Origin of the sequence: Bacillus pretiosus (assembly GCF_051294775.1) — a bacterium.
GTDB classification, from domain to species: domain Bacteria; phylum Bacillota; class Bacilli; order Bacillales; family Bacillaceae_G; genus Bacillus_A; species Bacillus_A wiedmannii.
This window is the reverse complement of sequence record NZ_JBPPHF010000002.1, coordinates 1,106,290-1,132,704: the sequence shown is the minus strand read 5'-3', so window position 1 is coordinate 1,132,704 and position 26,415 is coordinate 1,106,290. Positions and strand designations below refer to the sequence as shown.

Here is a 26,415-nt window from a genome sequence, read left to right as displayed (position 1 = left end):
TCCACATTTTCATTCATAGCTAGCACGCATTTTAAATAATCCACATGACTTTTTTCGAGCACTTTGCGGGCACCCATCTAATTCATTTCACAAGCCTTTATATTTGCCCACAAATAAAAAAAAGCCCTGATACCGTAGTATCAAGGCTTTTTTCTCTCTTAGTATAGAGACATATATTGATCGCGTTCCCATTGGTGAACTTGCGTGCGGAAGATGTCCCACTCAATCTCTTTTGCTTCGATGAAGTGCTCAAGTAAATGTTCTCCTAGTGCACCGCATACTACTTCATTAGATTGTAATGTAACTAATGCTTGCGCTAATGTTGCTGGTAAGTCAACGATACCTGCTTCTTCGCGCTCTTCTTTTGTCATTACATAGATGTTACGGTCTACTGCAGCTGGTGGAGTTAATTTGTTTTTAATTCCATCAAGACCTGCTGCTAATAATGTAGCCATTACTAAATATGGGTTTGCAGCTGGGTCAACACTACGTACTTCTACGCGTGTACTAATACCACGAGATGCAGGGATACGTACTAATGGGCTACGGTTTTGTGCAGACCATGCTACGTAACAAGGAGCTTCGTATCCAGGTACTAAACGCTTGTAAGAGTTTACAGTTGGATTTGCTACCGCTGTAAATGCTGGTGCGTGTTTTAAAATACCTGCGATGAAGTGACGAGCATCATCACTTAATTGTAAGTCACCGTTTTGATCGAAGAATACGTTCTCACCATTTTTGAATAGTGATAAGTTACAGTGCATACCTGAACCGTTCACACCATATAATGGTTTTGGCATAAATGTTGCGTGTAAACCATGTTTACGAGCAATTGTTTTTACAACAAGTTTGAATGTTTGAATGTCATCACATGAGCGAATTGCATTTGCATATTTAAAGTCAATTTCATGTTGCCCTGGAGCAACCTCATGGTGAGACGCTTCAATTTCAAAGCCCATTTCTTCAAGTTCAAGCACGATATCACGACGACAGTTTTCCCCTAGATCCATCGGCGCAAGGTCGAAGTATCCACCGTTATCGTTTAATTCTAATGTTGGATTTCCTTTTTCATCTACTTTAAATAGGAAGAATTCTGGCTCTGGTCCAAGATTGAAATCTGAGAATCCCAATGCTTCCATTTCTTTTAATACACGCTTTAAGTTGTTACGTGGATCGCCATCAAATGGAGTGCCATCTGCATTGTAAATATCACAGATTAATCGAGCTACTTTTCCTTTTTCAGCTGTCCAAGGGAAAATTACCCAAGTATCTAAATCTGGATATAAGTACATATCAGATTCTTCAATACGTACGAAACCTTCAATAGAAGATCCATCAAACATCATTTTGTTATCAAGAGCTTTTGTTAATTGGCTCACTGGAATTTCTACGTTTTTAATTACTCCTAAAAGGTCCGTAAATTGTAAGCGGATATACTTTACATTCTCTTCTTTCGCCAAACGGAAAATATCTTCTCTTGTGTACCTAGCCATTATAAATTCCTCCTTAGTCCCTCTAAACACCTTCAGAATCAGTTATCTTTAGTGAAAAAACCTTGAAATGTCACCTTGTCGCAATGAAGTCCGATTAAATCTACCTGTATGTTGTAGTTCATCTCGAAGTATTTTGCGAAGCTCAGTTTTTGAAATTTCTTTCGTTTCTTCTTTTACTTTCACTGTTTCTGTTTGATTTACTTTCATTAGTAACACTTGTTTAATACCAGCCATATTCAAGCCTTGATCTAATAAATCTTTAATCTCTAACAACTTATCTACATCGTTAAATGAAAATAATCTACGATTCCCCTTTGTACGGGTTGGAGAAACAAGATTATGCTCTTCATAGTAGCGAATTTGACGTGCAGATAATTGTGTTAAATCCATAACAATACCAATAGGAAACAGCGGGGCAGAACGTCTATCTTCTTTCATTGTTTCAGTTCCTCCTTCGCCTTAACTGCTTCTCATTTTATACCATGTTATGTTTAGTGTCAATAGATGTTAGCTTTTCTTACATGATTTTTTTATAAATTTTTTCATTCTTTTTTCTAATGAGATTAATCATTACTTTCACACGAAAAAAGCTGTCGAAATCGACAGCTTCCCCTTAAGAAATTGTTAATAATTCTTTTTCAATTAACGCATCAATTGCAGAACAAATCGCAATCTTCACATGTGAATAAGTTAACCCACCTTGCACGTAAGCAACATAAGGCGGACGAATTGGACCATCAGCTGACAATTCAATACTTGCACCTTGAATAAACGTTCCCGCAGCCATAATTACATCATCTTCATAACCCGGCATATAGTTGGCATATGGAGTGAAGTGAGAATTAATTGGAGATGCATATTGAATCGCTTGGCAGAATGCAATCATACGCTCTTTATCATCAAATTGAACAGACTGAATTAAATCTGTTCTTGGTGCATTCCATGCTGGTGATGTATTCATTCCTAACTTCTCTAAAAATGCAGCTGTAAAAATCGCACCTTTTAGCGCTTGTCCCGCTACATGCGGCGCTAAGAAGAAACCTTGATACATTTCTTGCAGACTGTATAAAGATGCCCCTGCTTCCGCACCGATTCCCGGAGATGTTAATCGATATGCACACGCTTCAACATACTGTTCTTTACCAACAATGTAACCACCAGTTTTAACAATTCCACCACCAGGGTTTTTAATAAGCGAACCTGCCATTAAATCTGCACCTACATGACATGGCTCTTGCTCTTCAATAAACTCACCATAACAGTTATCTACAAACACAACAACATCAGGTTTAATTTCTTTAACGAATGCTATCATCTCTTTAATTTGAGAAATAGTAAACGATGGACGAGTAGCATAACCTTTTGAGCGCTGAATCCCAATCATCTTCGTATTACTATGAATTGCAGTCGCAACAGCTCCAAAATCAACAAGCCCCTCTTCAGTAAGCGGAACTGCATTATAACCAATATTATATTCTTTAAATGAACCTACACCTTTTCCGCGTACACCAACGATTTCTTCTAATGTATCATACGGTTTGCCAGTGATGTACAATAACTCATCTCCCGGACGTAAAACACCGAATAACGCTGTAGAAATAGCATGAGTACCTGAAATAATTTGCGGACGAACAAGACCAGCTTCCGCTCCAAATACATCCGCATACACTTTTTCTAACGTATCACGGCCAATATCATCATAACCGTAACCTGTCGTCGGAATAAAATGCGAGTCACTAATTTTATGTTTACGGAAACTTTCTAACACTCGAAACTGATTGCTTTCAATTACTTCATCCGCGCGTTTATGTACTTCTGTAATCTGGCTCTCTACTTCTTTTACGATTGGAGCAATTTTTTCTCCATTTTTCAAACGATCAAACATTTTTATTTTCTCCTTCTTCCACTAAAAATCTCTTTAATTGCACATTAAGCGATGAATGAGCAAAAATATACCCCACGCAATTATATACAAATTTATCTTCCAGAAACTCCATCTTTGTTAATAGCGTCTCCGTCTTTAATAGCGTTAACAACTTACCTTCACTCGGTGGAATTTCCACTTGATAACGATTCATTTCTTCCTTCATTTTCGTTTCTATCGCTTCTTTTATATGCAATAAATCACTTTGTTCAAAGGCACTAGTCATTAAGAAGTCACTTTTCGGAAACGGAATAAAGTTTTGATGTAATTCATCTTTTTTATTATATAACGTAATAATAGGAATATGATTAATTTCAAGTTCTGACAATAATTGTTTTACTGTTTTCTCATGCCCTACATAATTAGGATCCGCTGAATCAACTACATGTAAAATAACATCCGCTTCACCAGCTTCTTCTAATGTCGAACGAAAAGCAGCAATTAATGACGTAGGTAAATCTTGTATAAAGCCCACCGTATCAGTTAGTAATACTGTATAACCTGAAGGTAACTGCATCTTCCTTGTCGTCGGGTCTAGCGTTGCAAACAACAAGTTTTCTTCAAACGTATCTGCTTCCGTCAATCTATTAAACAGTGTAGATTTTCCCGCATTCGTATACCCTATTAATGAAACTTGAAATACTTTATTATCTTTTCTTCTCTCACGATATCTTTTTCGATGCTCCACAACAACTGCAAGTTGTTTCTTTATTTCATCAACGCGTGATCGAATATGACGACGATCCGTCTCAAGTTTCGTCTCACCCGGCCCTCTCGTCCCAATACCACCACCAAGACGTGATAAAGACAATCCTTGCCCCATAAGACGTGGCATTGTATATTGCAACTGAGCTAGTTCTACTTGAAGCTTACCTTCCCTCGACTTCGCACGTTGCGCAAAAATATCTAATATTAGTTGCGTTCGATCAATTACCCTCGCATCTAATACTGAGGATAAATTCCGAATTTGACTCGGCGTTAATTCGTTATTAAATACGATAACATCCGGTTCTAATTCTTCCGTTAACATTGTAAGCTCTTCTAATTTCCCTTTACCTATATAAGTCGCCGGATGAAACTTCGGTCGTTTTTGCGTTGTAGACACTAACAATTCTGCTCGTGCAGTCTTCGCTAGCGATGCAAGCTCTTTCATGGAATGCATAAACTTTTCATCATCATCTTGTGGCAATTGACAGCCTACTAATATGACTTTTTCTTTTTCTTCCATCAAATATGTTCACTCATCCTTTTCGAAATTTAAACCTTCTAATATAATAGCAGAGGAAGCACATTTCATCTAGTTAGCGGGGGAGAAAATTCATGGCATGGGAGATTTTTAGCATCATAGGCACAATCGCTTTCGCACTAAGCGGAGCCATTGTTGCAATGGAAGAGGATTATGATATTTTCGGGGTGTATATTTTAGGAATGGCAACCGCATTTGGGGGAGGTGCCCTTCGTAATTTATTAATCGGTTATCCGATTGTCGCGTTTTGGCAACAAGACATGTTATTCCAAATCGCACTACTATCAATGACGATTATTTTTCTTTTTCCTAATAAATTAATTAGACATTGGAAAAAGTGGGAAAATATCACTGATGCTATCGGCTTATCAGCATTCGCCGTACAAGGAGCATTATATGCTCAAAAATTAAATTTACCAATTAGCGCTACAATCGTAGCAGCTGTTTTAACTGGTATTGGCGGTGGTATCATCCGCGATCTTTTAGCCCGCAGAAAACCTCTCGTCCTTCGAGCTGAAGTATATGCCTTTTGGACGATTCTAGCAGGTTTCTTAATCGGCGCTCAAATTATTGTTAGCGATTGGGCTCTATATACCTTATTCATTTTAATTGTTTGCTTCCGCATGGTTTCTATTCATTACAAATGGCATTTACCGCATAGACGTATCGATACAAAAGAACGTTCAATGTATAAATAGCAATCTAACCTCTTTACATATCGTAAAGAGGTTTTTCTTTTCTAATGAGTTTTTCTTTACATAATGTTTATACTAATCCTCAAAGCGAGGTGAATACAAATGACAAACCATGTTAATAAAGGCGCTCAAAAAAGCTCAGTAGGTCAAATTGGACACGATCCTAATTCTGCACACGAAAAAAGCGCTAAAATGGAACACTTCCATAAATCTTATCAAGAAAAAGCAAAAAAAGAGTAAAAGCACTTATACAAAAAACAGACGCACAGTTTACGTACTGTGCGTCTCCTCTTCAAGCATCAAATCACAACTTGATATCCCAATTAAATCATATTTATCATACGTATCCTCTTGCAACAACCGCATAGCCTGTGTACGAATCGATTTTTCAACAATATTCCGTACATATCTTCCATTACTAAACGATGTAATTTGCGATGAGTACTTTACGGCATGTAAATGATCCCTAAATTTCCATTCAGCCTCTTTCGATAACTGGTATTCACGTTCTTCATACATCCTCTTCCCTATTTCTAACAACTGATTTACTGAGTAATCCGCAAATTCAATTATAAACGGAAAACGTGATTGCAGACCTGGATTTAATGAAAGAAAGTGATTCATTTCTCTTGAATATCCGGCTAATATCAATACAAAACCGTGTTGTTTATCTTCCATATGCTTTACGAGTGTATCAATTGCTTCTTTCCCAAAATCTTTTTCTCCCCCTCGGGCTAATGAATACGCCTCATCAATAAACAAAATACCTCCCATTGCTTTTTTTATTAAATCTCTTGTTTTTTGAGCTGTATGACCGATGTACTCTCCTACAAGATCCGCACGTTCAGCTTCAACTAAGTGCCCTTTTGATAGAATATTCATCTCAAACAACAATTTCCCTATCATTCTAGCAACAGTTGTCTTCCCTGTACCTGGATTCCCTTTAAACAACATATGGAGTACTTGCTTCTCAGACTTTAACCCTATTTCTTGTCTTTTTTTATTTACATAAATCCAAGCATATATTTCTTTTATTATCTTTTTTATATCATCCATCCCAATAAGCTTTCCCATTTCTTCTTCAATTCTTTGCAGCATCTCATGTTTCGTAGTAGTTTCATTTGAAATTACTGTTTTATTTTCTGCGGCTGGTAAAGAAGTTTTCTTTCGATGATTTAACACAATATTAATTTGATTATTATTTTTCTTTCGCATCGATTGTTCCATACAATCACCTCATTTTATCCCGCTATTTGCGAGCAGTAAGACTCCCACCTCAAAATTCAGCAAATATTAGGAAGTTAGGCGGCAGATAATTGCCCGTAAATGCCCGATTGGTGCAGGCTAATGATCAGCGATGGATTAACAAAATCCCACTGATTAAAATTTCGCTTTATCCACTCACCAAATATTATTATTCCTGTCTCCCTTGCAAATGACTATTTTCAGAAAAGTTTGCTATAATATAAGAAATAATGAAGGTGGTGGGACTATGGAGACAACGGAATTCCATGATACAATACAAGCCTTTTCTATTTTTTTATTGAATAAAGGCCGAAAACCTTCAACCATTAAACGTTATGTTTATGACATTGAAGATTTCGGACATTGGTTAAAAAAAAACAAAAAGCTCCCTTCCAGTAATATATGGGCTACACTTTGTACAAAAGACTATGAAGATTATTTTTTCGACTTAAAAAAGAATCGACATTACTCAGAGAAAACGATGCACCGTGTATTTATTGTATTAAATAGAATGCATCACTTTCTAAACATCCCTAATCCATTAAAGAATATGGAAATTTCTATCCAACCAGACCGCAGGCTTCGCGATGAAGATTTCATTTCATCTGATGAGGAAAAAAGATTAAAACATATAGTCTCTTCATTGGAAGGACTTTCAGAAAAACAACGTCCTGTGCGCCCTTTATTGATAGATCGTAATATCGTTATTTTAAACTTATTAATCGACTATGGATTATCCTTACAGGAACTTACAGCATTAACTCTGCATCACGTCCACTTTGAAACTAACACATTATCTATCCCAGCAACCGCAGGGGTAGAAAGAACAATTACATTAACTAACGAAGACAAAAAACAACTATATGCTTATTACAAAAGCATCCCTGAACCCGTTCGTCCAAAATATCATAGCCATGACCCATTATTTATCGCATTTGATTTTAATCGTGGAACATACAGATGGGTATACGAAAATGATGCACCGAAGGGATTAACAGAAATCGCTATTCAAAAAATGATTCGCCTTGAAGTATCTAGAGCTAATTTACGCAAAGGAATCTCAGGACAACACTTTCGTAACACCTATATTTTAAACTTAATAAAAAAAGAAACTCCGGAGTCAGAAATTATAAAACTAGCTGGATTCAAATCAAAAGTTTCACTAAAACGATATTATCAATACGCAGAAAATAGAAAAAACGCCTTATGATAAGGCGTTTTTTCTATTTTTTCTTTAAACAAACGATTTTACTATGACCATTTAACTAATTTTTGCATCTACTATGATGAGTTTCGTTCATATCCTCATGAGAAAGGAGAGATTTAATGTCTCATTTTAACGACAGTCAGAACAAATTCTCCAAACCATGCTTTCCAAGTAGCGCCGGACGAATCCCAAATACCCCATCAATCCCAGTTACTAAGGTACAACTTAAAACATTCCGTGCAATCATTATTGATTTAACAAAAATAATCCCAAAACTTTTCGCAAATCCATCTCCTCAAAACATTGAAGATCTAATCGATACATTGAACCTACTAAGTAAATTTATTTGTTCACTAGACGCTACTTCCTCCCTGAAAGCACAAGGGTTAGCTATTATTAAAAACTTAATAACTATATTAAAAAATCCAACCTTCGTAGCAAGCGCTGTATTTATCGAGCTTCAAAATCTAATTAATTATTTACTATACATTACAAAACTATTCCGAATCGACCCTTGCACACTTCAAGAGCTTCTTAAATTAATAGCAGCATTACAAACCGCTCTAGTTAATTCTGCTTCATTCATTAAAGGACCTACCGGGCCTACTGGGCCAGCAGGCGCTACTGGTGCTACCGGACCTCAAGGTAACACAGGTGCTACTGGTGCTACCGGACCTCGAGGTAACACGGGCGCTACTGGTGCTACCGGACCTCAAGGTAACACAGGCGCTACTGGTGCTACCGGATCTCAAGGTAACACAGGTGCTACCGGTGCTACCGGACCTCGAGGTAACACGGGCGCTACTGGTGCTACCGGACCTCAAGGTAACACAGGTGCTACCGGTGCCACTGGGCCTCAAGGTAACACAGGCGCTACTGGTGCCACTGGGCCTCGAGGTAACACAGGCGCTACTGGTGCTACCGGACCTCAAGGTAACACGGGCGCTACTGGTGCCACTGGGCCTCAAGGTAACACGGGCGCTACTGGTGCCACTGGACCTCGAGGTAACACGGGCGCTACTGGTGCCACTGGGCCTCAGGGTAACACGGGTGCTACTGGTGCTACCGGTGCCACTGGGCCTCGAGGTAACACGGGTGCTACCGGTGCCACTGGGCCTCAAGGTAACACGGGTGCTACCGGTGCCACTGGGCCTCAGGGTAACACGGGTGCTACTGGTGCCACTGGGCCTCAAGGTAACACGGGCGCTACTGGTGCCACTGGGCCTCGAGGTAACACAGGCGCTACTGGTGCTACCGGACCTCGAGGTAACACAGGCGCTACTGGTGCTACCGGACCTCGAGGTAACACAGGCGCTACTGGACCTCAAGGTAACACGGGCGCTACTGGTGCCACTGGGCCTCAAGGTAACACGGGCGCTACTGGTGCCACTGGGCCTCAGGGTAACACGGGTGCTACTGGTGCCACTGGGCCTCGAGGTAACACGGGTGCTACTGGTGCTACCGGTGCCACTGGGCCTCAAGGTAACACGGGTGCTACCGGTGCCACTGGGCCTCAGGGTAACACGGGTGCTACTGGTGCCACTGGACCTCGAGGTAACACGGGCGCTACTGGTGCCACTGGACCTCAAGGTAACACAGGTGCTACCGGTGCCACTGGACCTCAAGGCGTTCAAGGTAACACTGGCGCTACTGGTGCTACTGGACCTCAAGGTAACACTGGCGCTACTGGTGCTACTGGACCTCAAGGTGTTCAAGGTAACACGGGTGCTACTGGTGCTACCGGACCTCAAGGTAACACGGGCGCTACTGGTGCTACTGGACCTCAAGGTGTTCAAGGTAACACGGGTGCTACTGGTGCTACCGGACCTCAAGGTAACACAGGCGCTACTGGTGCTACCGGACCTCAAGGTAACACAGGCGCTACTGGACCTCAGGGCGTTCAAGGTAACACGGGTGCTACTGGTGCTACCGGACCTCAAGGTAACACAGGCGCTACTGGACCTCAGGGCGTTCAAGGTAACACGGGTGCTACTGGTGCTACTGGTGCCACTGGACCTCAAGGCGCTCAAGGTAACACGGGTGCTACTGGTGCTACTGGACCTCAAGGTGTTCAAGGTAACACGGGTGCTACTGGTGCTACTGGACCTCAAGGTGTTCAAGGTAACACGGGTGCTACTGGTGCTACTGGACCTCAAGGTGTTCAAGGTAATACAGGTGCTACTGGTGCTACTGGTGCCACTGGACCTCAAGGGGCCCAAGGTAACACGGGTGCTACTGGACCTCAAGGCGTTCAAGGTAACACAGGCGCTACTGGTGCCACTGGACCTCAAGGGGCCCAAGGTAACACGGGTGCTACTGGACCTCAAGGCGTTCAAGGTAACACAGGCGCTACCGGTGCCACTGGACCTCAAGGTGTTCAAGGTAACACGGGTGCTACCGGACCTCAAGGCGTTCAAGGTAACACGGGCGCTACCGGTGCCACTGGACCTCAAGGCGTTCAAGGTAACACGGGCGCTACCGGTGCCACTGGACCTCAAGGCGTTCAAGGTAACACGGGCGCTACCGGTGCCACTGGACCTCAAGGCGTTCAAGGTAACACGGGTGCTACCGGACCTCAAGGCGTTCAAGGTAACACGGGCGCTACCGGTGCCACTGGACCTCAAGGCGTTCAAGGTAACACAGGTGCTACTGGACCTCAAGGCGTTCAAGGACCAACAGGTGCTACTGGCGCCACTGGTATAGGAGCTACTGGACCTACTGGACCTTCTGGTGGACCTACTGGACCAACCGGGCCTACTGGACCTAGCTTCCCTGTAGCAACAATTGTTGTTACAAACAACATTCAACAAACAGTACTCCAATTTAACAACTTCATTTTTAATACTGCAATCAACGTAAACAACATTATCTTCAATGGCACAGATACAGTTACTGTTATCAACGCTGGTATTTATGTCATTAGCGTATCCATCTCTACAACTGCACCAGGATGCGCCCCACTTGGAGTAGGAATTTCAATAAATGGAGCAGTCGCAACTGACAACTTCTCTTCAAATCTAATAGGCGACTCACTTTCATTCACTACGATCGAAACATTAGCTGCCGGCGCAAACATTTCCGTCAAACCTACCCTTAGCGAAATTACAATTCCTGAAACAGGAAACACTAACATTCGCCTTACTGTATTTAGAATCGCTTAAATTTCACTATGTATCGTTTATGGCAAATAAAAAAAGAGCGAGAAATTCGCTCTTTTTTTGTTATGTACAATAATTCATTACTACTCTAATTCAATTGAAACATTTTTTTGTGGTACAAATGTAGAAATTGCATGTTTATAAATAAGCTGTTGCTTACCTTCTGTTTCCAGTAGGACTGTAAAATTATCAAATCCTTTAATTAATCCACGAAGCTGGAAACCATTTAATAAGTACAGCGTAACAAACGTATTTTCTTTACGGAGTTGATTTAAAAACTGATCTTGAATATTGATTGATTGCTTCATGTCGAATCCTCCTCTTTTTCTCTACTTACTATTATTCGACTTTAGTTGTAACTTTCCTTCTATGTATCGTAAAATTTCTGACGTTTTTTCACCGCCTGTAACATCAAACCACGTGACATCCATCTTATTACGGAACCACGTTAATTGACGCTTTGCATAACGACGTGAATTCGTCTTTAATTGTGATACCGCTTCTTCTAAAGAGACACGATCCTCAAAATAATCATATATCTCTTTATACCCAATCGCTTGAATAGATTGACAATCTCGTATCCCTCTATTATACAATCCTTCTACTTCTTCTAATAACCCTTGGTCCATCATTATATCAACTCGTAAGTTAATGCGATCGTATAGCATTTCTCGATCCATTGTCAAGCCAATCAAGGAAACATCGTATAATAACTCGTTTTCTTGTTTTTCAAGTTGATCACTCATTTTTTCACCCGTCGTGTGGAAAATTTCTAACGCTCTAATGACACGACGTACATTATTTGCATGAATACGCTCAGCACTTTCTGGGTCTACTTCTTGTAATTTCTTATGTACATATTCCACACCACGTTCTAATGCTAACTTTTCCATTTGTTCTCGGTATATAGTATCGCCAGCATCATCCGTAAACTGATAATCGAATAAAACAGATTGTATATACAGACCAGTTCCACCAACGATAATTGGCAATTTACCACGCTCTGTAATCTCTCGAATATGCTTACGAACACGTTCTTGAAATTCGGCAACAGAAAATGATTCTTCCGGATTTTTTATATCGACCATATAATGCGGAATTCCATCCATCTCTTCTTTTGTCACCTTTGCAGTTCCAATATCCATCGTACGATAAATCTGCATGGAATCTCCACTTATAATTTCACCATTCAACGCTTTGGCAAGATCAATACTTAACTTCGTCTTTCCAACAGCAGTTGGTCCAATGATGACAGCAACTTTTTCACGTTGCACTTCTCCCATATCATTCAACTCTCTTTATGTAATGTACTCCATCTATTGATTATATCCAATCTTACCAATTTTAACGGCATGATTGCAAGTTCTTTCATTCCGGTACATGAAATTACAAATAAAAAAGAACATAGTTTGTCCAATTCCGCATATACATGATTAAAAATACCTTCGAGAGGATGAGTTGACTATGAAACAATCCACCATCAATTTTTCATCTTTAACAAAAGACCTTATTTTAGCTACTGCTACAAAAGAACAAAATTGTTCACAAGAAGAATTATATTTCGCCTTAAATTGTTTGCTACGTTCTTTTCATTCTACTCTCCAAGAAACAACATTACATCCAGAAAATAAAAATACAGAGTATATACAAAATCAATTTTGCAGTGCATATAAAATTATTACAGGTAAAACTATTTATCCTTTTCAATAATCCATAAAAAGCGGTTGCCTACATACTTTCAAGCAACCGCCTTTTATATTAATACATATACACTATTTGATTACTTTCACTTTTACAGATTTGCGCCCCCAGCTATCGGCACTACCATCTGAACCGACTAATACATCAATACGATTTCCTTTAATCGCACCACCAGTATCTCCAGCAATCGCTTCTCCATATCCTTCTACCCATACTTTTGATCCAAGCGGAATTACTTTAGGATCAACAGCAATTACTTTCATATTCGGATTTGCTGTTAAATCATGCCCCATTGCAGTTAATACACGACCACCATACGTACCATTCTCACTTGGATGCGCTGTATACGCTGTCGCTTCTACTGTTATTTCACGTCCACCAGCAGGTGCACTTGTTTCAGTAGATTTCGTAACTTGTTTCGTAGTTGACTGCTGTTTTGCCACAGGTTTACTTGATTCTACATTTTTAACAGACTCTTTGCTCTTAACTACTTTATTATTTTTAACCGGCGTATTTACTCTTACTGGCGCCTCTTCTTGCGTTACAACTTCTTTCTTTTCAATTACAGGTGCCGTCCCTGTTAAAAATGGCATGTGAACATATCCTGTTTTTCCATTATAGTCAAATTGTAACCATTCATTTTGAACTTGATTTGTCGTTTCAATTACATCATCTTTATTCAGTTTACCAAGAATTTCAGAGTCAGTATTCGCTCCAGCACGAACATTTAACACGCCCGGCGTTACATAATATGTACTTTTTGTAAATTCAGCACTTACAAACGCTTCTTTACCATTTAATTTAATTTTTGCCCATCCGTTTTCTGTATTTATAACATCTAATTTATTTCCACTTAACATTTTACCTACAAGCTTTGACTCTACAGTTGGGTTTTCTCTAACATTTAATACGTCTGTTGTTACAATCGTTTCTGCTTTCGCAGAACCTGCAAAAATCCCAAGACCAAAAACTGCCGCCGTTGCTATACCTAATAATTTTTTCATGAATAGCCTCCATTTGCTTTGTTTTCGTATTTTCATTATAGCAACAGATTTTTAGGATTTTTAGAAATCACACAATTACAAACCATTCGTAATACACGATTAATGAGTTGTAACATAAATTTCCATATTAATGAATTCCATTTCTAATAGAATCCCCAATAGTTTTCATATATTTTCCACATACTAGCCCAGAATTTTTTTCCAAAAAAAATTACAGTATTACTTTTTTGTTACAAAAAAACTATATTTCATTACATCTTTTACCAAAATTCATCATTCTCCAATTATTAATCTCCTTTTTTGTAATAAAAAAGAGCAGCTAATAAAAGCTACTCCTTTTTCATGTGTTATTTAACTTTCTTTTTCCAAATCCCCATCATAAGAGCTGAAATAACTGTCCCTATGAATATCGAGAAAATATATAGCACCGGTTTATTTACTAATGCGATAACAAACAATCCACCATGCGGTGCTGGTAATGTAATTTGGAATAACATAGATAATGCACCCGCAATACTTGAACCAACAACACAACTTACTATTACTCGAATCGGATCTGCAGCTGCAAATGGAATCGCACCTTCTGTAATAAACGATGCTCCCATAATATAATTTGTTAAACCAGATTTACGCTCTGCTTCAGTAAATTTTGATTTAAAGAAAGTAGTTGCGAATGCAATCGCTAATGGTGGTACCATACCACCGGCCATAACAGCAGAGTGTACGCCAAAGTTCTGCGCTTCTATTGCAGCAATACCAAATGTAAATGCAGCTTTATTAATTGGACCACCCATATCAATTGCCATCATACCACCTAATATAAGACCTAGTAATATAGCATTTGTACCGTTCAAACCATTTAACCATCCTGTTAACATTTCATTCAATGCTACTACAGGCGGAATTACTACTTTTTGCATAACAACTCCTGTAATCAACAATCCAAAGACCGGATATAACAATACAGGTTTAATTCCTTCTAACTGTGCTGGTAATCCTGAAAATAATCTTTTCAATCCTAAAACAACATACCCAGCTAAGAAACCAGCAATTAATCCCCCTAAAAATCCAGCATTCGCATGTGCTGCTAAAAATCCACCGACAACACCAGGCATAAATCCTGGACGATCAGCAATAGAACTCGCAATAAATCCAGCTAAAATTGGTACGAGGAATAAAAACGCACCTGTTTTGCCTCCACCAATAGACATTAACAATTCAGCCAATGGTCCTTCTGCTTTTATACCACCAATCCAAAATGCTAGTGCAATTAAAATTCCTCCACCCACAACGAATGGAAGCATATTACTTACACCGTTCATTAAGTGCTTATAAATTCCTAACCCTTTTTCTTTCTCTGTACTTTCTGTCTTCCCATCTTCCTTTATTCCATTAAAGATTGGCGCGTCTTGTTTTACAGCTCGATTAAGAAGTGTTTCCGTTTTTCTAATCCCATCAGCGACTGGCACTTGAATAACATGCTTCCCAGCAAAACGGTTCATTTCTACTTGTTTATCTGCGGCAACGATAATAGCTGTTGCTCGTTCAATGTCCTCTTTCGTTAAAGCGTTTTTTATACCTGTTGATCCATTCGTTTCAACTTTAATCGCTATTCCTAGCTCTGCTGCTTTTGCTTTCAAGCTATCCGCTGCCATATAGGTGTGAGCGATTCCAGTTGGGCAAGCCGTAACTGCTAGTACGTATGGTTCATTTCCTTCTGGTTTTGCAACTTCAATGTCTTCTTCTTCTTTTTCATTCTCTTTTTCATCAAATAAACGAAGAAGTTCCTCTTCATCCTTCGCTTCTAACAATTGCTTACGAAATCCTTCATCCATTAATAATGTAGATAGGCGCGATAACGTTTCTAAATGCGTATTATTCGCCCCTTCGCTCGCAGCAATCATAAAGAATAAATGTGCAGGCTGCCCATCAAGCGATTCATAGTTGATACCGCTTACACTTCTACCAAAACAAATCGCTGGTTGCTTAACAGCTTTTGTTTTCGCATGAGGTATTGCAATCCCTTCCCCTATACCAGTTGTACTTTGTGACTCTCGCTTTAAAATAGCTTCTTTAAATTCAGCTTTACTATTTAAACGATTTGCTCCGTCTAATTTCTCAACTAATTCATCTATGACAGCTTCTTTATTTGAAGCTGTCAAGTTCATAATAACTGTATCCCTTTTTAATAGTTCTGTAATTTTCATATGTTACTTCCCCCTATCGCTTAGTTACAATTACTTGCGACAATAATTCTTCTACTTTTTCTTTTTCACATAAATCAGCTGAAAATGCTGTTGCACTCCCTGTTGCAACGCCATATTGAAATGCCTTTTCAATATCTTTTGTCTGTTCATATTTACCTACAAATCCTGCAACGAGAGAATCTCCGGCCCCGACCGAATTAATTACAACACCTTTTGGAACAGTTGCTTCATATATACCTTCTGCCGTAAATAATAAAGCCCCATCTCCAGCCATTGATACGATAACGTGCTCTACACCTTGTTCAACTAATTTTCTTCCAAACGGTAAAACATCTTCTACTGTTGAAATCTCTACTCCGAATAACTCACCAAGTTCATGATGATTAGGCTTTATTAAAAATGGTTTATTTTTAATTACATGCTGCAGCGCACTTCCACTTGCATCGACTACTACGCGAATACCTTTCTCAGCACCGAGCGCTGCGATTGATTCATAAAAAGTAGTTGAGATAGACGCCGGTACACTTCCAGCTAGTACAACACAATCTCCCTGCCTCATACTTTCAATTTGTTTCATTAATTGTTCAAATTGTTCATTTGTCACATTAGGACCTTGCCCATTTAATTCTGTCTCTTCTTGCCCTTTTATTTTCACATTAATTCGGGAATCACCGTCTACTTGGACGAAGTTTGTTGTTACACCTTCCGCCTGTAATACATCTTTAATAAATCGACCGGTAAATCCACCAGTAAATCCAAGCGCTACATTTTCAACACCTAAACGATGAAGAACACGAGAAACGTTAATGCCTTTCCCTCCAGGAAATTTCATATCTTTCTCTGCTCGATTTACTGCTCCTAAATCGAAGGAATTAACTTGTACTACATAATCAATAGATGGGTTTAAAGTAACTGTATAGATCATTGTTTATCAGCCTCAATTACATTGGTTTGTCTTTTATATTTTTCTAAATCAATTTCTAAATAGTTTGTAATAATATTTGCTTCTTCAACATTGGCAATTTTCGCAAACGCAACTTCTGAAAACTTACTTTCATCAATTAAGAAATATCCTTCGTTTGCTAATGTTAATGCCATTTGTTTTAAAAGTGCCTCTTCTGGATCTGGAGTTGTATAACCAAGCTGTTCATGCACACCATTCGCTCCTAAGAAACATTTATCAAAACGGTACTTCTGCATGCTTTCCTGTGCCATAGCACCAATTAAAGCTTTCGTCCTGCTTTTCATCATTCCGCCTAGTAAATACGCACGAATATTATTTTCAACTAAAGCTTCAATATGCATAAGTCCATTCGTAACGACAGTAACATCTTTATTTATTAAAAATGGAATCATTTCAAATGTTGTACTTCCTGCATCTAAATAAATGCAATCACCTTGTTCAACAATGCTAGCCGCATACTTCGCAATTTGTTGTTTTATTTGAATGTTTTTGGATGATTTTTCAACCATCGTTGGCTCTTGTCCTTTTCCTGTTAAAACAGCAGCACCACCATGAACTCTTTTTAATAACCTTTGCTTTTCCAATTGCGCTAAATCACGACGAATTGTTGATTCAGAGCTTTCTGTTCTTTCCACTAATTGCTGTAATTTAACAACCTTCTGCTCTTTTACAAGTTGCAATATCATTTGATGACGTTCAGGAGTTAACATTTTATTCACCTCTTCTTTGATTACAGTATAATGAAAACGATCACAAAAATCAACCAGAAACATTCACAAATAACCAAAAACAGTCACAAACAGTTATAAACAACAAAAAAGAAACCCATTTGATTGTTATATCAAATGGGTTTCTTTTTTCGATTCACTTATAAAGAAGCTTTGTATATACTTAAAACATCGTCTTTATTTAATTTTTTAAAGTTACCAAATTCACCATAAGCCATCGCTTTATCAGCCATTAAATCAATTTCATTTTCCCCAATACCGTAATCCGCTAACGTTACTGGTGCCTCAATTGAAGTCCAAAATTGACGTAACGCCTCAATTCCTTCTAACGCAATTTCTCGATCAGTCTTTTCATCTGTTTCTACATCGAATACGCGAATAGCGAACTGTTTAAAACGACTTACATTTTCATCTACAACACGCTTCATCCAGTTCGGGAATAAAATCGCAAGGCCACCCCCGTGTGGTATATCATGAACCGCAGAAACTGCATGTTCAATATTATGAGTCGCCCAATCTCCTTTTACTCCCATCGCTAAAATACCGTTTAACGCCATAGTACCGCAATATAAAATAGTTTCTCTATGCTCATAATTTTCTAAATCACTTAAAAGCTTAGGAGCAGTTTCAATTACTGTTTTTAAAACAGATTCACAATAACGATCTTGTAATTCTGTATTTGTTCCATGATGGAAATATTGCTCTAATACATGTGACATAATATCTACCATACCGTAAATTGTTTGATCCCTCGGCACAGACGCAGTATGAACTGGATCTAAAATCGAAAACTGCGGGAAAGTAACTGGGCTACCCCAGCCATATTTTTCATTCGTTTCCCAGTTTGTAATTACAGAACCAGCATTCATTTCAGATCCTGTTGCCGCAAGCGTAAGTACCGTACCAAATGGTAACGCCTCACTAGCAAATGCTTTTTTCGTTACAATATCCCATACATCTCCATCATATTTGCTACCAGCAGCAATTGCTTTCGTACAGTCGATTACACTTCCTCCGCCAACCGCTAATATGAATTCGACACCATTATCTTTACAAATTTGAATCCCTTTCTTTACAGTTGATACACGAGGATTCGGTTCAACACCTGTCAATTCAAATATTTCCGCATTTATATCTTTTAAAATAGAAATTACATTATCATAAATACCGTTTCTTTTAATGCTGCCTCCCCCGTATACGAGAAGAACTTTTTTACCGAACTGTGGAATTTCAGTTTTTAACTGTTCCAATTGACCTTTACCGAAAATAAGTTTCGTTGGATTACGAAATACAAAATTTTGCATATCCCTTTACCATCCCTTCTATATGAAAAGCAACTATACTTTTGTATACCATATTTTTTTCATTTCACAAAAATATTTGCCTAACCAAAAAAATCCCAGCCTAAAGGCTGAGATTTTTTATTGATAATAAGGTGAGATCATTAAGTAAACAATAACACCAGATAAACTTACATATAACCAAATTGGCATCGTCCAACGTACAATTTTACGATGACGTGTTAATTGATTTGTAAAACCAAATACAAGTGCAAACAATGCAAGTGGTACAATAATTGCTGCCAGGATAATATGTGTAATTAAAATGATGAAATACACATATTTAATGAATCCTTCTCCGCCAAAATGTGTTGCTGGCGCCAAGTAATGATACGATAAATATGAAACACAAAATAGCAACGTCGTTGTAAATGCTGCTAAGATGAAACCACGGTGCATTTTCACATTTTTCTTAATAATAGAGTATAAAGCTGCTAATAAGAATACGAACGTAAAGCTATTAAAAATTGCATTTAACATTGGTAAAATTGTTACATCAAAATGTACTTCTCCTTCATAGCCAACAGGTCCAAAGAACAAAAATAAAATAATCGCATTTACAATTACAGAAAGCGTTATCACAATAGGAGCATAGCTTTTCTGATTAGTTGATTGATCCACCAAAATGGTCACTCCTCTTCCTTCAAATATGTATACGTAACCTCACTATTTTAACATATTATTCACAGTGTAAATGTGACAATAGTTTGACACAGTAAGACAGCGCAAAGAAAAAAATCCTTCTTAATAAAACTTCTTAAGAAGGATTTTATCGCTTTATTATTTAAATAGCAATGTAATTAGTTTTTGTTAAAAAACGTATTGCTATATGCTTGATAAATTTCAGACACTTGATATCCCATTAAAGAAATTGCTGTTAATGAAAAGAAACCAATCATAAGAAATCGAAACCACATATAAATCTCCTCCTTGTATTTAGCTTAAAAAGCAGTCGCTATATTACAAGTTGAATGGCACTCTTCATCGTCACTTTCCTTTTTCTTTACAATTGCTGTTATAAATCGAATCATAAAGAAAATCACAAAAGGAAACTGTTCGTAATTTACCTTGGCATAGTTTGGCAACGGCTCGCGCTGCACATCGAACGGAGATGAGAAGGAATAGAACATACCTTGCTCTTCCATATATACAATTACAATTTTCATACAAAACATTATTCCTAGAAATGAAACAATATCTTGCCATTCTGTCGTATATAACAAGTTATACAGCTCTAGTACGTACTCTTCCATCGTCATCCCCCCTTCCTTTTTTACCATTTTGCTCGCCTTCATATAAAAAGTCAAGAAAAAAGTTTATATTCACTATGACAATAGTAATTACTTGTTTCTATGATTATATATGATTCTTTTATAGCAATGATTGGGTGTAACTCTCTTCTAAAACAAGAAATTAGAATCGAACAGATTCCTCATTCTTGCTTTTAGGATTCAACAATGTACTATTTTTATTTCTATTAAAAATAAAATAAGAAATTATTATAAGAACAGTAACAAGCATTGTTAAAAGCGCTTGTGAACGTAAAGATTCAATTGCGAGCATGGCAACTAAAACTGCTATAATCGCAGTAATTGTAACATATGTTACATATGGAAAAAGCCACATTTTGACTTTCAAATTTTGTTGTTCCGCTTTCCCCATTTTTTTACGTATCTTGAAATGTGAAACTGCTATAACGAGATAAACGAGTAACGCAATCCCGCCAGATGCATTCACTAAAAATAAAAATACTTTATCTGGAGATATGTAACTAAAAACAACTCCAATGTAAGCAAAGAAAGTTCCAAATAAAACCGCCCGAACTGGAACACCACTACTATTCAATTTCAAAAATGCCTTTGGCGCGTCTCCTCTTTCTGCCATTGAAAAAAGCATTCTTGAGTTCGTATATAAACCCGAATTTAAACAAGAAAGTACAGCTGTTAAAACGATAAAGTTCATAATTTGTGCTGCCGCTGGTATCCCTATATGTTCCAGCACCGCCACAAACGGGCTTTTTAGTATGTTCGCTGAATTCCACGGAAGGAGTGTAACAACTACAGCAATCGATCCAATGAAAAATACGAGAATACGCCAAATTACACTATTTGTTGCTGTTTTTACTGCTTTTACAGGTTCGGCAGACTCTCCAGCGGCTACTGCGACAATCTCTGATCCCATAAATGAAAATATAACGACGGTAATTCCAAGTAGCACCGAACTTATACCATTTGGCATAAATCCTCCTTGCCCTACTAAATTCGAAGTGCCAGGTGCTTCCGTTCCTGGTACAAATCCTAAAATAACAGCGAGTCCAAGACAAAGGAACAAAACGATACTTATTACTTTAATAAATGAAAACCAATATTCAAACTCTCCAAATGATTTCACCGAAAAAACATTCGTCAATGTTAATAAAATCGTTAATATTAAGCTCAATAACCAGAGCGGGATTTCTGGAATCCAATATTGAATAATACCAGCACCTGCTGTAGCTTCTATCGCAATAACAATTACCCAGAAAAACCAATATAGCCACCCAATTGTATAACCCGCCCATGGACCAATTGCTTCTCTTGCATATGTTGCAAATGAACCACTTGTCGGGTTAATAGCTGCCATTTCCCCTAGCATTCTCATAACGAAAATGACTAGAAGTCCTGCTAATGCATATGAAACGATAGAACCTGGCCCTGCTGAATGCACAACCGCACCGCTTCCAACAAACAAACCAGCTCCTATTACGCCACCAATGGAAATCATTGTAATGTGGCGTATTTTGAGGTCTTTCTTAAGATTTTTATCCAACTCTTGTACATCCCCTTCCAAACTTAATTTTGAAATTTCCCCCGCATTAACGGACAGTAAGACCCCCACCTCAAAATTCAGCGGAAGCAAAGAAGTTAGGTGGGAATCTACTGCCCGTAAAAGCCCGATTGGTGAGGGCTGATAATCAGCGGGGGATGAACAAAGCCCCACTGATTAAAGTTTCACTTTATGTAAGAGTATTATGCGAAAAATCTTGTCCTATACTTTAAAATATATCAAAATATTCTGAATTTAACAATCATAATTCAACCTCCTCCAAAAATTATTACATTAGGTTTAATAATTTTCCATACACAATTGTTGAGAAAATTATAGTCACCTTACAAAAGTTCAAATTTTCAGATATTATGAAATAAACAAGATTATACATCTAGACAACTTTTTGTATAGGAGTGTTGATATGTTAAACAAGTTCAAATTTATTTGTTGTACTTTAGTAATTTTCTTACTGCTACCGCTAGCTCCCTTCCAAGCACAAGCTGCAAACAATTTAGGATCCAAATTACTCGTTGGATACTGGCATAACTTCGATAACGGTACTGGTATTATTAAATTAAGGGACGTTTCACCAAAATGGGATGTAATCAATGTATCTTTCGGTGAAACTGGTGGTGATCGTTCCACTGTTGAATTTTCTCCTGTGTATGGTACAGATGCAGAGTTTAAATCAGATATTTCTTATTTAAAAAGTAAAGGTAAGAAAATAGTTCTTTCAATAGGTGGACAAAATGGGGTCGTTTTACTTCCTGACAATGCGGCTAAGCAACGTTTTATTAATTCCCTACAATCTCTGATCGATAAATACGGTTTTGATGGAATAGATATTGACCTTGAATCAGGTATTTACTTAAACGGAAATGACACTAATTTTAAAAACCCAACTACTCCTCAAATCGTAAATCTTATCTCAGCTATTCGAACAATCTCAGATCATTACGGTCCAGATTTTCTATTAAGCATGGCTCCTGAAACAGCTTATGTTCAAGGTGGTTATAGCGCATACGGAAGCATCTGGGGTGCTTATTTACCGATTATTTACGGAGTAAAAGACAAACTAACATACATTCACGTTCAACACTACAACGCTGGTAGCGGGATTGGAATGGACGGTAATAACTACAATCAAGGCACTGCAGACTACGAAGTCGCTATGGCAGATATGCTCTTACATGGTTTTCCTGTAGGTGGTAATGCAACTAACATTTTCCCAGCTCTTCGTTCGGATCAAGTCATGATTGGACTTCCTGCAGCACCAGCGGCCGCTCCAAGTGGCGGATATATTTCTCCAACTGAAATGAAAAAAGCTTTAGATTATATCATTAAAGGAATTCCTTTCGGAGGAAAGTATAAACTTTCAAATCAGAGTGGCTACCCTGCATTCCGGGGCCTAATGTCTTGGTCTATTAATTGGGATGCAAAAAACAACTTTGAATTCTCTAATAACTATAGAACATATTTTGATGCTATTCCCTTGCAAAAATAATAAAAAACAACAATAGGTTACATAACCTATTGTTGTTTTTTATTTATGTAAATTACTTTTTCACTTCTACATGATGAAAAGATTCTTTTCCATCTCTACATAACTATTTACAATACTTAAAAGTAATTTGCCACGAAACCATTTCGTTATATAAACTTTCCAATTCTTTATGCCATGTTTCTACCATAGAAATTCTCCTTTCCTTTTTAACACTTTAAATAAAAATCACATAACATTCTGTATTTACCCAATAAAAAAAGAGAACTTTCTCTGAAAGTCCTGTTACTACTCTAAAATAGTCTAGTTGCTATTTTGCTTTAACACAAATACTGAAAGTTCAGGTACACTCCAAAATCTAACAGGCATTCGGGTTGTCCCAATACCACGATTTACGTATAAATGTAACGGCTTATTCTTCCCTTCTAATTCATACATACCTTCAACATGACTCTCAGCTAATTTTGTAGTAATTAATGGACCTATAAAAGGAATTTGAACTTGTCCTCCGTGACTATGTCCTGACATTTGAAAATCAACTGGGTAACGAGCTACTTTGTCTACAACATCCGGCTCATGTACTAAGAGCATATTAAAATCTTGTTGCCTTACTTGTTTTAAAGTCGCGTCTATTTGCGGCTTCCCTAATAAAAAATCATCCAAACCTGATATTGTAATATATTTTCCATTTTCCGCATTAATTTTATGCACTTCATTTACTAACACAGAGAAACCAGCTTCCTCCATATACTTTTTATAAAATAAACTACCTCCCCCGCCCCTATCATGATTCCCAAACACTGCATATTTCCCTAAGGGCGCATGTATTTTCTGCAAAATGCTTTGCGCTTCTTCTCTTTCTGCCTTATACGATCCAAACTTATCTATTAAATCCCCTGTAAAAACTACTATATCTGGATGTAACGTATTCATCTTCTCTACCAAATTTTCTAGTTGTTTCAATGTAAATTCTGGCCCTAAATGCACATCTGAGAATTGTAATATCTTTTTGTTATTAAACTCTTTAGGAATTGTAGAAGCTTCTATTTCATTCCACGTAACTGTTACTAGTTTTCGTTCTATTTCTGTCGCATAGAAATACAAACTTATTGAAATCATTACTATACTTATGAAACTGATTATACATATCTTGACGATTGATTTTTTTTGTTCTTTTTTTACATGATTCGTATTCATATTCTCACCTCTAGAAGTACTTTAAAGCCTTATTGTTACATTAATGTGACAACATGAACAATGTTAGCTATATCCAATTCTATCCTAATTCACTTTGACAAATTTATACAGAAGTCATAACATATTTTTATAATACATAGATTCTTAAAAATGTTCCTTCTATTCATTCTATCATTTTATTAAGGAGAGATTATTCATGTCTGTATTTACACCAGAAGAAATTACGGAACTTGCTGCGAATTCCGGAAGAAAAAAAGCTCATTTATCATTACTCCCTATGCTAATTCTCGGTTTTTTTGGTGGTGCTTTCATAGCATTAGGGTATTTACTCGATATTCATGTTATTGGAACAATGCCAAAGTCTTGGGGATCATTTACTAGTTTTCTAGGTGCCGCTGTATTCCCTATCGGTCTTATACTCGTTATTCTTGCAGGCGGTGAGTTAGTAACTGGCAATATGATGACCGTTTCAATGGCGTGGCTTCACAAAAAAATCGAATTATTTCACTTCATTCGAAATTTAGTTATTGTTACGTTTAGCAACTTCATAGGTGCTGTATTCGTTGCTTATTTTTTCGGTCATATCGTCGGATTAACAGAGGGAGCTTTTTTAGCGAAAACAGTTTCTATTGCGCAAGCTAAACTACAAGATACACCACTACAAGCCTTCATTTCTGCAATCGGATGTAATTGGCTCGTTTGTTTAGCTGTTTGGCTCAGTATGGGAAGTAAAGAATTTATCGGGAAGATTATCGGTATTTGGTTCCCAGTTATGACTTTTGTTGCGATTGGATTTCAACACGTTGTAGCCAATATGTTTGTCATCCCAGCTGCAATTTTTGCCGGTCATTTAACTTGGATTGAATATTTTCCAAACTTCATTTTTGTTTTCTTCGGAAACTTAGTAGGAGGTATGTTATTTGTAGCATTACCTTATTTCATATCCTATAATAAGAAACTCCCTTCCAATAAAGAGCAAACTGCATTAAAGAAAAAATCTGTATCCGCTTAAATTGAAAGTCTATACAGTGGCTCTAAAAAATATTACAAATTTCATTTTTTTTACGAATATATGTGCGTACACTTGTTCTCGAATGTTTTATACGTTATAATAACAACTTAAATAGCATTATTTACATATGAGGTGAAAAACATGAACAAAACAGAATTAATTAAAAACGTAGCACAAAATGCTGAGATTTCTCAAAAAGAAGCTACTGTAGTTGTACAAACTGTAGTAGAATCAATCACTAACACTTTAGCTGCTGGTGAAAAAGTACAACTTATCGGATTCGGTACATTCGAAGTACGCGAAAGAGCTGCTCGTACAGGCCGTAACCCACAAACTGGTGAAGAAATGCAAATCGCAGCTTCTAAAGTACCTGCTTTCAAAGCTGGTAAAGAACTTAAAGAAGCTGTAAAATAATGAAAAAATAGCCTTCTCGTTTACGAGAGGGCTATTTTTTTCATTACATAATTAATAAAAATCTGGCCATTATGCTGTTTCTTTTGTTCCTTTATGCAAATAAAGCCTTTACTTTCAAAGAAAGGTTTTGCTGTAATACTTGCTTCTGTATAAATCTCCCTATGCCCCAAGTTCACTGCTTCTTTTTCTAGCTTCTTTAGTATGTATGAGGCTATCCTTTTCCCTTGATAATCTTTATGCGTAAATAAGCGATCTACGTAATGATCATCATTATAATCCCCAAATCCCACTATCATACCGTTATGATCCGCTACATAACTAATATTCTTCTCTAAAGACTGTAACCAACTTTCCCTATCTAGTTGATCTGGTGCCCATGCCTGTAGCTGTAACACGTTATAATCTTTTGCATTAATTGTATGAACTGTTTCATAGAACAACTGTAATACTTGTTCTAAATCCTCCTTACGGAATATTCTAATGATCGTATCTTTTAACATATATGAACCTCCTTACTAAACTATCATTTAACTTGTCTACCATCTAGTATTCAATATTTCTGCTTTATTAT

Annotated in this window: 25 protein-coding genes and 1 pseudogene; 8 read left to right on the top strand and 18 right to left on the bottom strand. The window is 37.6% G+C overall.

The genetic code is table 11. The features are described from left to right. Positions 1 to 158: 158 nt before the first annotated feature. The 4 genes from glnA to hflX all read right to left on the bottom strand — a co-directional run bounded on the left by glnA (position 159) and on the right by hflX (position 4,645). Entirely contained in the window at positions 159 to 1,493 is a 1,335-nt protein-coding gene (glnA, locus tag ACSG5Z_RS14120; RefSeq protein ID WP_000135338.1) for a type I glutamate--ammonia ligase, read from the bottom strand. Between the two features lie 48 nt (positions 1,494 to 1,541). Continuing rightward, positions 1,542 to 1,931, bottom strand: coding sequence for a transcriptional repressor GlnR (gene glnR / locus ACSG5Z_RS14115; RefSeq protein ID WP_000656785.1), 390 nt, complete (start codon positions 1,929 to 1,931; stop codon positions 1,542 to 1,544). A gap of 175 nt (positions 1,932 to 2,106) precedes the next feature. Beyond that, on the bottom strand, positions 2,107 to 3,378 hold the full coding sequence (locus ACSG5Z_RS14110; protein ID WP_087982013.1) for a methionine gamma-lyase family protein: 1,272 nt from the start codon (positions 3,376 to 3,378) through the stop codon (positions 2,107 to 2,109). Next, on the bottom strand, positions 3,371 to 4,645 hold the full coding sequence (hflX, locus tag ACSG5Z_RS14105) for a GTPase HflX (RefSeq protein ID WP_116443126.1): 1,275 nt from the start codon (positions 4,643 to 4,645) through the stop codon (positions 3,371 to 3,373). Before hflX ends, ACSG5Z_RS14110 begins: the two co-directional genes overlap by 8 nt. Positions 4,646 to 4,737: 92 nt before the next feature. On the opposite strand from hflX, the gene ACSG5Z_RS14100 reads away from it, so the two are divergent. Together ACSG5Z_RS14100 and ACSG5Z_RS14095 are read left to right on the top strand one after the other, a co-directional pair. Then, positions 4,738 to 5,361, top strand: coding sequence for a trimeric intracellular cation channel family protein (locus ACSG5Z_RS14100; protein ID WP_087982008.1), 624 nt, complete (start codon positions 4,738 to 4,740; stop codon positions 5,359 to 5,361). Between the two features lie 99 nt (positions 5,362 to 5,460). Further along, positions 5,461 to 5,598 (top strand): hypothetical protein, encoded by a 138-nt coding sequence (locus ACSG5Z_RS14095; RefSeq protein WP_165775587.1) that lies wholly within the window; start codon positions 5,461 to 5,463, stop codon positions 5,596 to 5,598. Positions 5,599 to 5,628: 30 nt separating this feature from the next. Here ACSG5Z_RS14095 and spoVK read toward each other — a convergent pair whose 3' ends face one another. Next, positions 5,629 to 6,585, bottom strand: a complete 957-nt coding sequence (spoVK, locus tag ACSG5Z_RS14090; RefSeq protein ID WP_435711601.1) for a stage V sporulation protein K — start codon at positions 6,583 to 6,585, stop codon at positions 5,629 to 5,631. A gap of 265 nt (positions 6,586 to 6,850) precedes the next feature. Between spoVK and ACSG5Z_RS14085 the strand changes: the two genes are divergently transcribed. Together ACSG5Z_RS14085 and ACSG5Z_RS14080 are read left to right on the top strand one after the other, a co-directional pair. After that, a complete protein-coding gene (locus tag ACSG5Z_RS14085; protein ID WP_088064237.1) occupies positions 6,851 to 7,813 on the top strand; it encodes a tyrosine-type recombinase/integrase in 963 nt (320 codons plus the stop codon). A gap of 116 nt (positions 7,814 to 7,929) precedes the next feature. Then, on the top strand, positions 7,930 to 10,971 hold the full coding sequence (locus tag ACSG5Z_RS14080; RefSeq protein ID WP_435711600.1) for a Gly-Xaa-Xaa repeat protein: 3,042 nt from the start codon (positions 7,930 to 7,932) through the stop codon (positions 10,969 to 10,971). Between the two features lie 80 nt (positions 10,972 to 11,051). On the opposite strand, the gene hfq is transcribed toward ACSG5Z_RS14080, so the two are convergent. After that, the gene (hfq, locus tag ACSG5Z_RS14075; protein ID WP_000813896.1) at positions 11,052 to 11,276 is read right to left on the bottom strand and encodes an RNA chaperone Hfq; all 225 of its coding nucleotides are present in this window, start codon (positions 11,274 to 11,276) and stop codon (positions 11,052 to 11,054) included. A 21-nt stretch (positions 11,277 to 11,297) separates the two neighbouring features. After that, positions 11,298 to 12,251 carry a tRNA (adenosine(37)-N6)-dimethylallyltransferase MiaA gene (gene miaA, locus ACSG5Z_RS14070; RefSeq protein WP_000504945.1) on the bottom strand — a complete coding sequence of 318 codons (954 nt, stop codon included), beginning with the start codon at positions 12,249 to 12,251 and terminating at the stop codon, positions 11,298 to 11,300. Between the two features lie 181 nt (positions 12,252 to 12,432). On the opposite strand from miaA, the gene ACSG5Z_RS14065 reads away from it, so the two are divergent. Then, on the top strand, positions 12,433 to 12,678 hold the full coding sequence (locus ACSG5Z_RS14065) for a hypothetical protein (protein WP_000814419.1): 246 nt from the start codon (positions 12,433 to 12,435) through the stop codon (positions 12,676 to 12,678). Between the two features lie 62 nt (positions 12,679 to 12,740). On the opposite strand, the gene entD is transcribed toward ACSG5Z_RS14065, so the two are convergent. From entD to gabP, 8 genes are all read right to left on the bottom strand, one after another. After that, positions 12,741 to 13,673: a cell wall-binding protein EntD gene (gene entD / locus ACSG5Z_RS14060; RefSeq protein ID WP_060487491.1), complete on the bottom strand. Its 933-nt coding sequence runs from the start codon at positions 13,671 to 13,673 to the stop codon at positions 12,741 to 12,743. 347 nt (positions 13,674 to 14,020) lie between these two features. Further along, the gene (locus ACSG5Z_RS14055) at positions 14,021 to 15,880 is read right to left on the bottom strand and encodes a PTS fructose transporter subunit IIABC (RefSeq protein WP_087984988.1); all 1,860 of its coding nucleotides are present in this window, start codon (positions 15,878 to 15,880) and stop codon (positions 14,021 to 14,023) included. Positions 15,881 to 15,893: 13 nt separating this feature from the next. Beyond that, complete coding sequence (pfkB, locus tag ACSG5Z_RS14050; protein WP_002087960.1) at positions 15,894 to 16,805, bottom strand: 1-phosphofructokinase; 912 nt, start codon at positions 16,803 to 16,805, stop codon at positions 15,894 to 15,896. After that, positions 16,802 to 17,554: a DeoR/GlpR family DNA-binding transcription regulator gene (locus ACSG5Z_RS14045; protein ID WP_435711597.1), complete on the bottom strand. Its 753-nt coding sequence runs from the start codon at positions 17,552 to 17,554 to the stop codon at positions 16,802 to 16,804. Before ACSG5Z_RS14045 ends, pfkB begins: the two co-directional genes overlap by 4 nt. A 158-nt stretch (positions 17,555 to 17,712) precedes the next feature. Continuing rightward, positions 17,713 to 18,876: an iron-containing alcohol dehydrogenase gene (locus ACSG5Z_RS14040; protein WP_046956536.1), complete on the bottom strand. Its 1,164-nt coding sequence runs from the start codon at positions 18,874 to 18,876 to the stop codon at positions 17,713 to 17,715. Between the two features lie 117 nt (positions 18,877 to 18,993). Beyond that, a complete protein-coding gene (locus tag ACSG5Z_RS14035; protein WP_000228316.1) occupies positions 18,994 to 19,536 on the bottom strand; it encodes a DUF420 domain-containing protein in 543 nt (180 codons plus the stop codon). Between the two features lie 317 nt (positions 19,537 to 19,853). Further along, complete coding sequence (locus tag ACSG5Z_RS14030) at positions 19,854 to 20,192, bottom strand: hypothetical protein (protein WP_113732328.1); 339 nt, start codon at positions 20,190 to 20,192, stop codon at positions 19,854 to 19,856. A 133-nt stretch (positions 20,193 to 20,325) separates the two neighbouring features. Continuing rightward, on the bottom strand, positions 20,326 to 21,720 hold the full coding sequence (gene gabP, locus ACSG5Z_RS14025) for a GABA permease (RefSeq protein ID WP_000360103.1): 1,395 nt from the start codon (positions 21,718 to 21,720) through the stop codon (positions 20,326 to 20,328). 421 nt (positions 21,721 to 22,141) lie between these two features. Here gabP and ACSG5Z_RS14020 point away from each other — a divergent pair, with 421 nt between their 5' ends. Then, positions 22,142 to 23,224: a chitinase gene (locus ACSG5Z_RS14020; RefSeq protein WP_060487497.1), complete on the top strand. Its 1,083-nt coding sequence runs from the start codon at positions 22,142 to 22,144 to the stop codon at positions 23,222 to 23,224. A gap of 52 nt (positions 23,225 to 23,276) precedes the next feature. Here the strand turns inward: ACSG5Z_RS14020 and ACSG5Z_RS14015 are convergent. Both ACSG5Z_RS14015 and ACSG5Z_RS14010 read right to left on the bottom strand, forming a co-directional pair. Further along, positions 23,277 to 23,356, bottom strand: a pseudogene (locus ACSG5Z_RS14015) (N-acyl-L-amino acid amidohydrolase); the annotation flags it as partial. A gap of 168 nt (positions 23,357 to 23,524) precedes the next feature. Then, positions 23,525 to 24,418, bottom strand: coding sequence for a metallophosphoesterase (locus tag ACSG5Z_RS14010; protein WP_088064245.1), 894 nt, complete (start codon positions 24,416 to 24,418; stop codon positions 23,525 to 23,527). A gap of 196 nt (positions 24,419 to 24,614) precedes the next feature. Here ACSG5Z_RS14010 and ACSG5Z_RS14005 point away from each other — a divergent pair, with 196 nt between their 5' ends. Continuing rightward, the gene (locus ACSG5Z_RS14005) at positions 24,615 to 25,430 is read left to right on the top strand and encodes a formate/nitrite transporter family protein (protein ID WP_088122935.1); all 816 of its coding nucleotides are present in this window, start codon (positions 24,615 to 24,617) and stop codon (positions 25,428 to 25,430) included. 141 nt (positions 25,431 to 25,571) lie between these two features. Beyond that, entirely contained in the window at positions 25,572 to 25,844 is a 273-nt protein-coding gene (gene hbs / locus ACSG5Z_RS14000) for a non-specific DNA-binding protein Hbs (RefSeq protein WP_001043904.1), read from the top strand. 20 nt (positions 25,845 to 25,864) lie between these two features. Here the strand turns inward: hbs and ACSG5Z_RS13995 are convergent, their stop codons facing one another. Continuing rightward, positions 25,865 to 26,344 carry a GNAT family N-acetyltransferase gene (locus ACSG5Z_RS13995; protein ID WP_435711593.1) on the bottom strand — a complete coding sequence of 160 codons (480 nt, stop codon included), beginning with the start codon at positions 26,342 to 26,344 and terminating at the stop codon, positions 25,865 to 25,867. Positions 26,345 to 26,415: the final 71 nt, after the last annotated feature.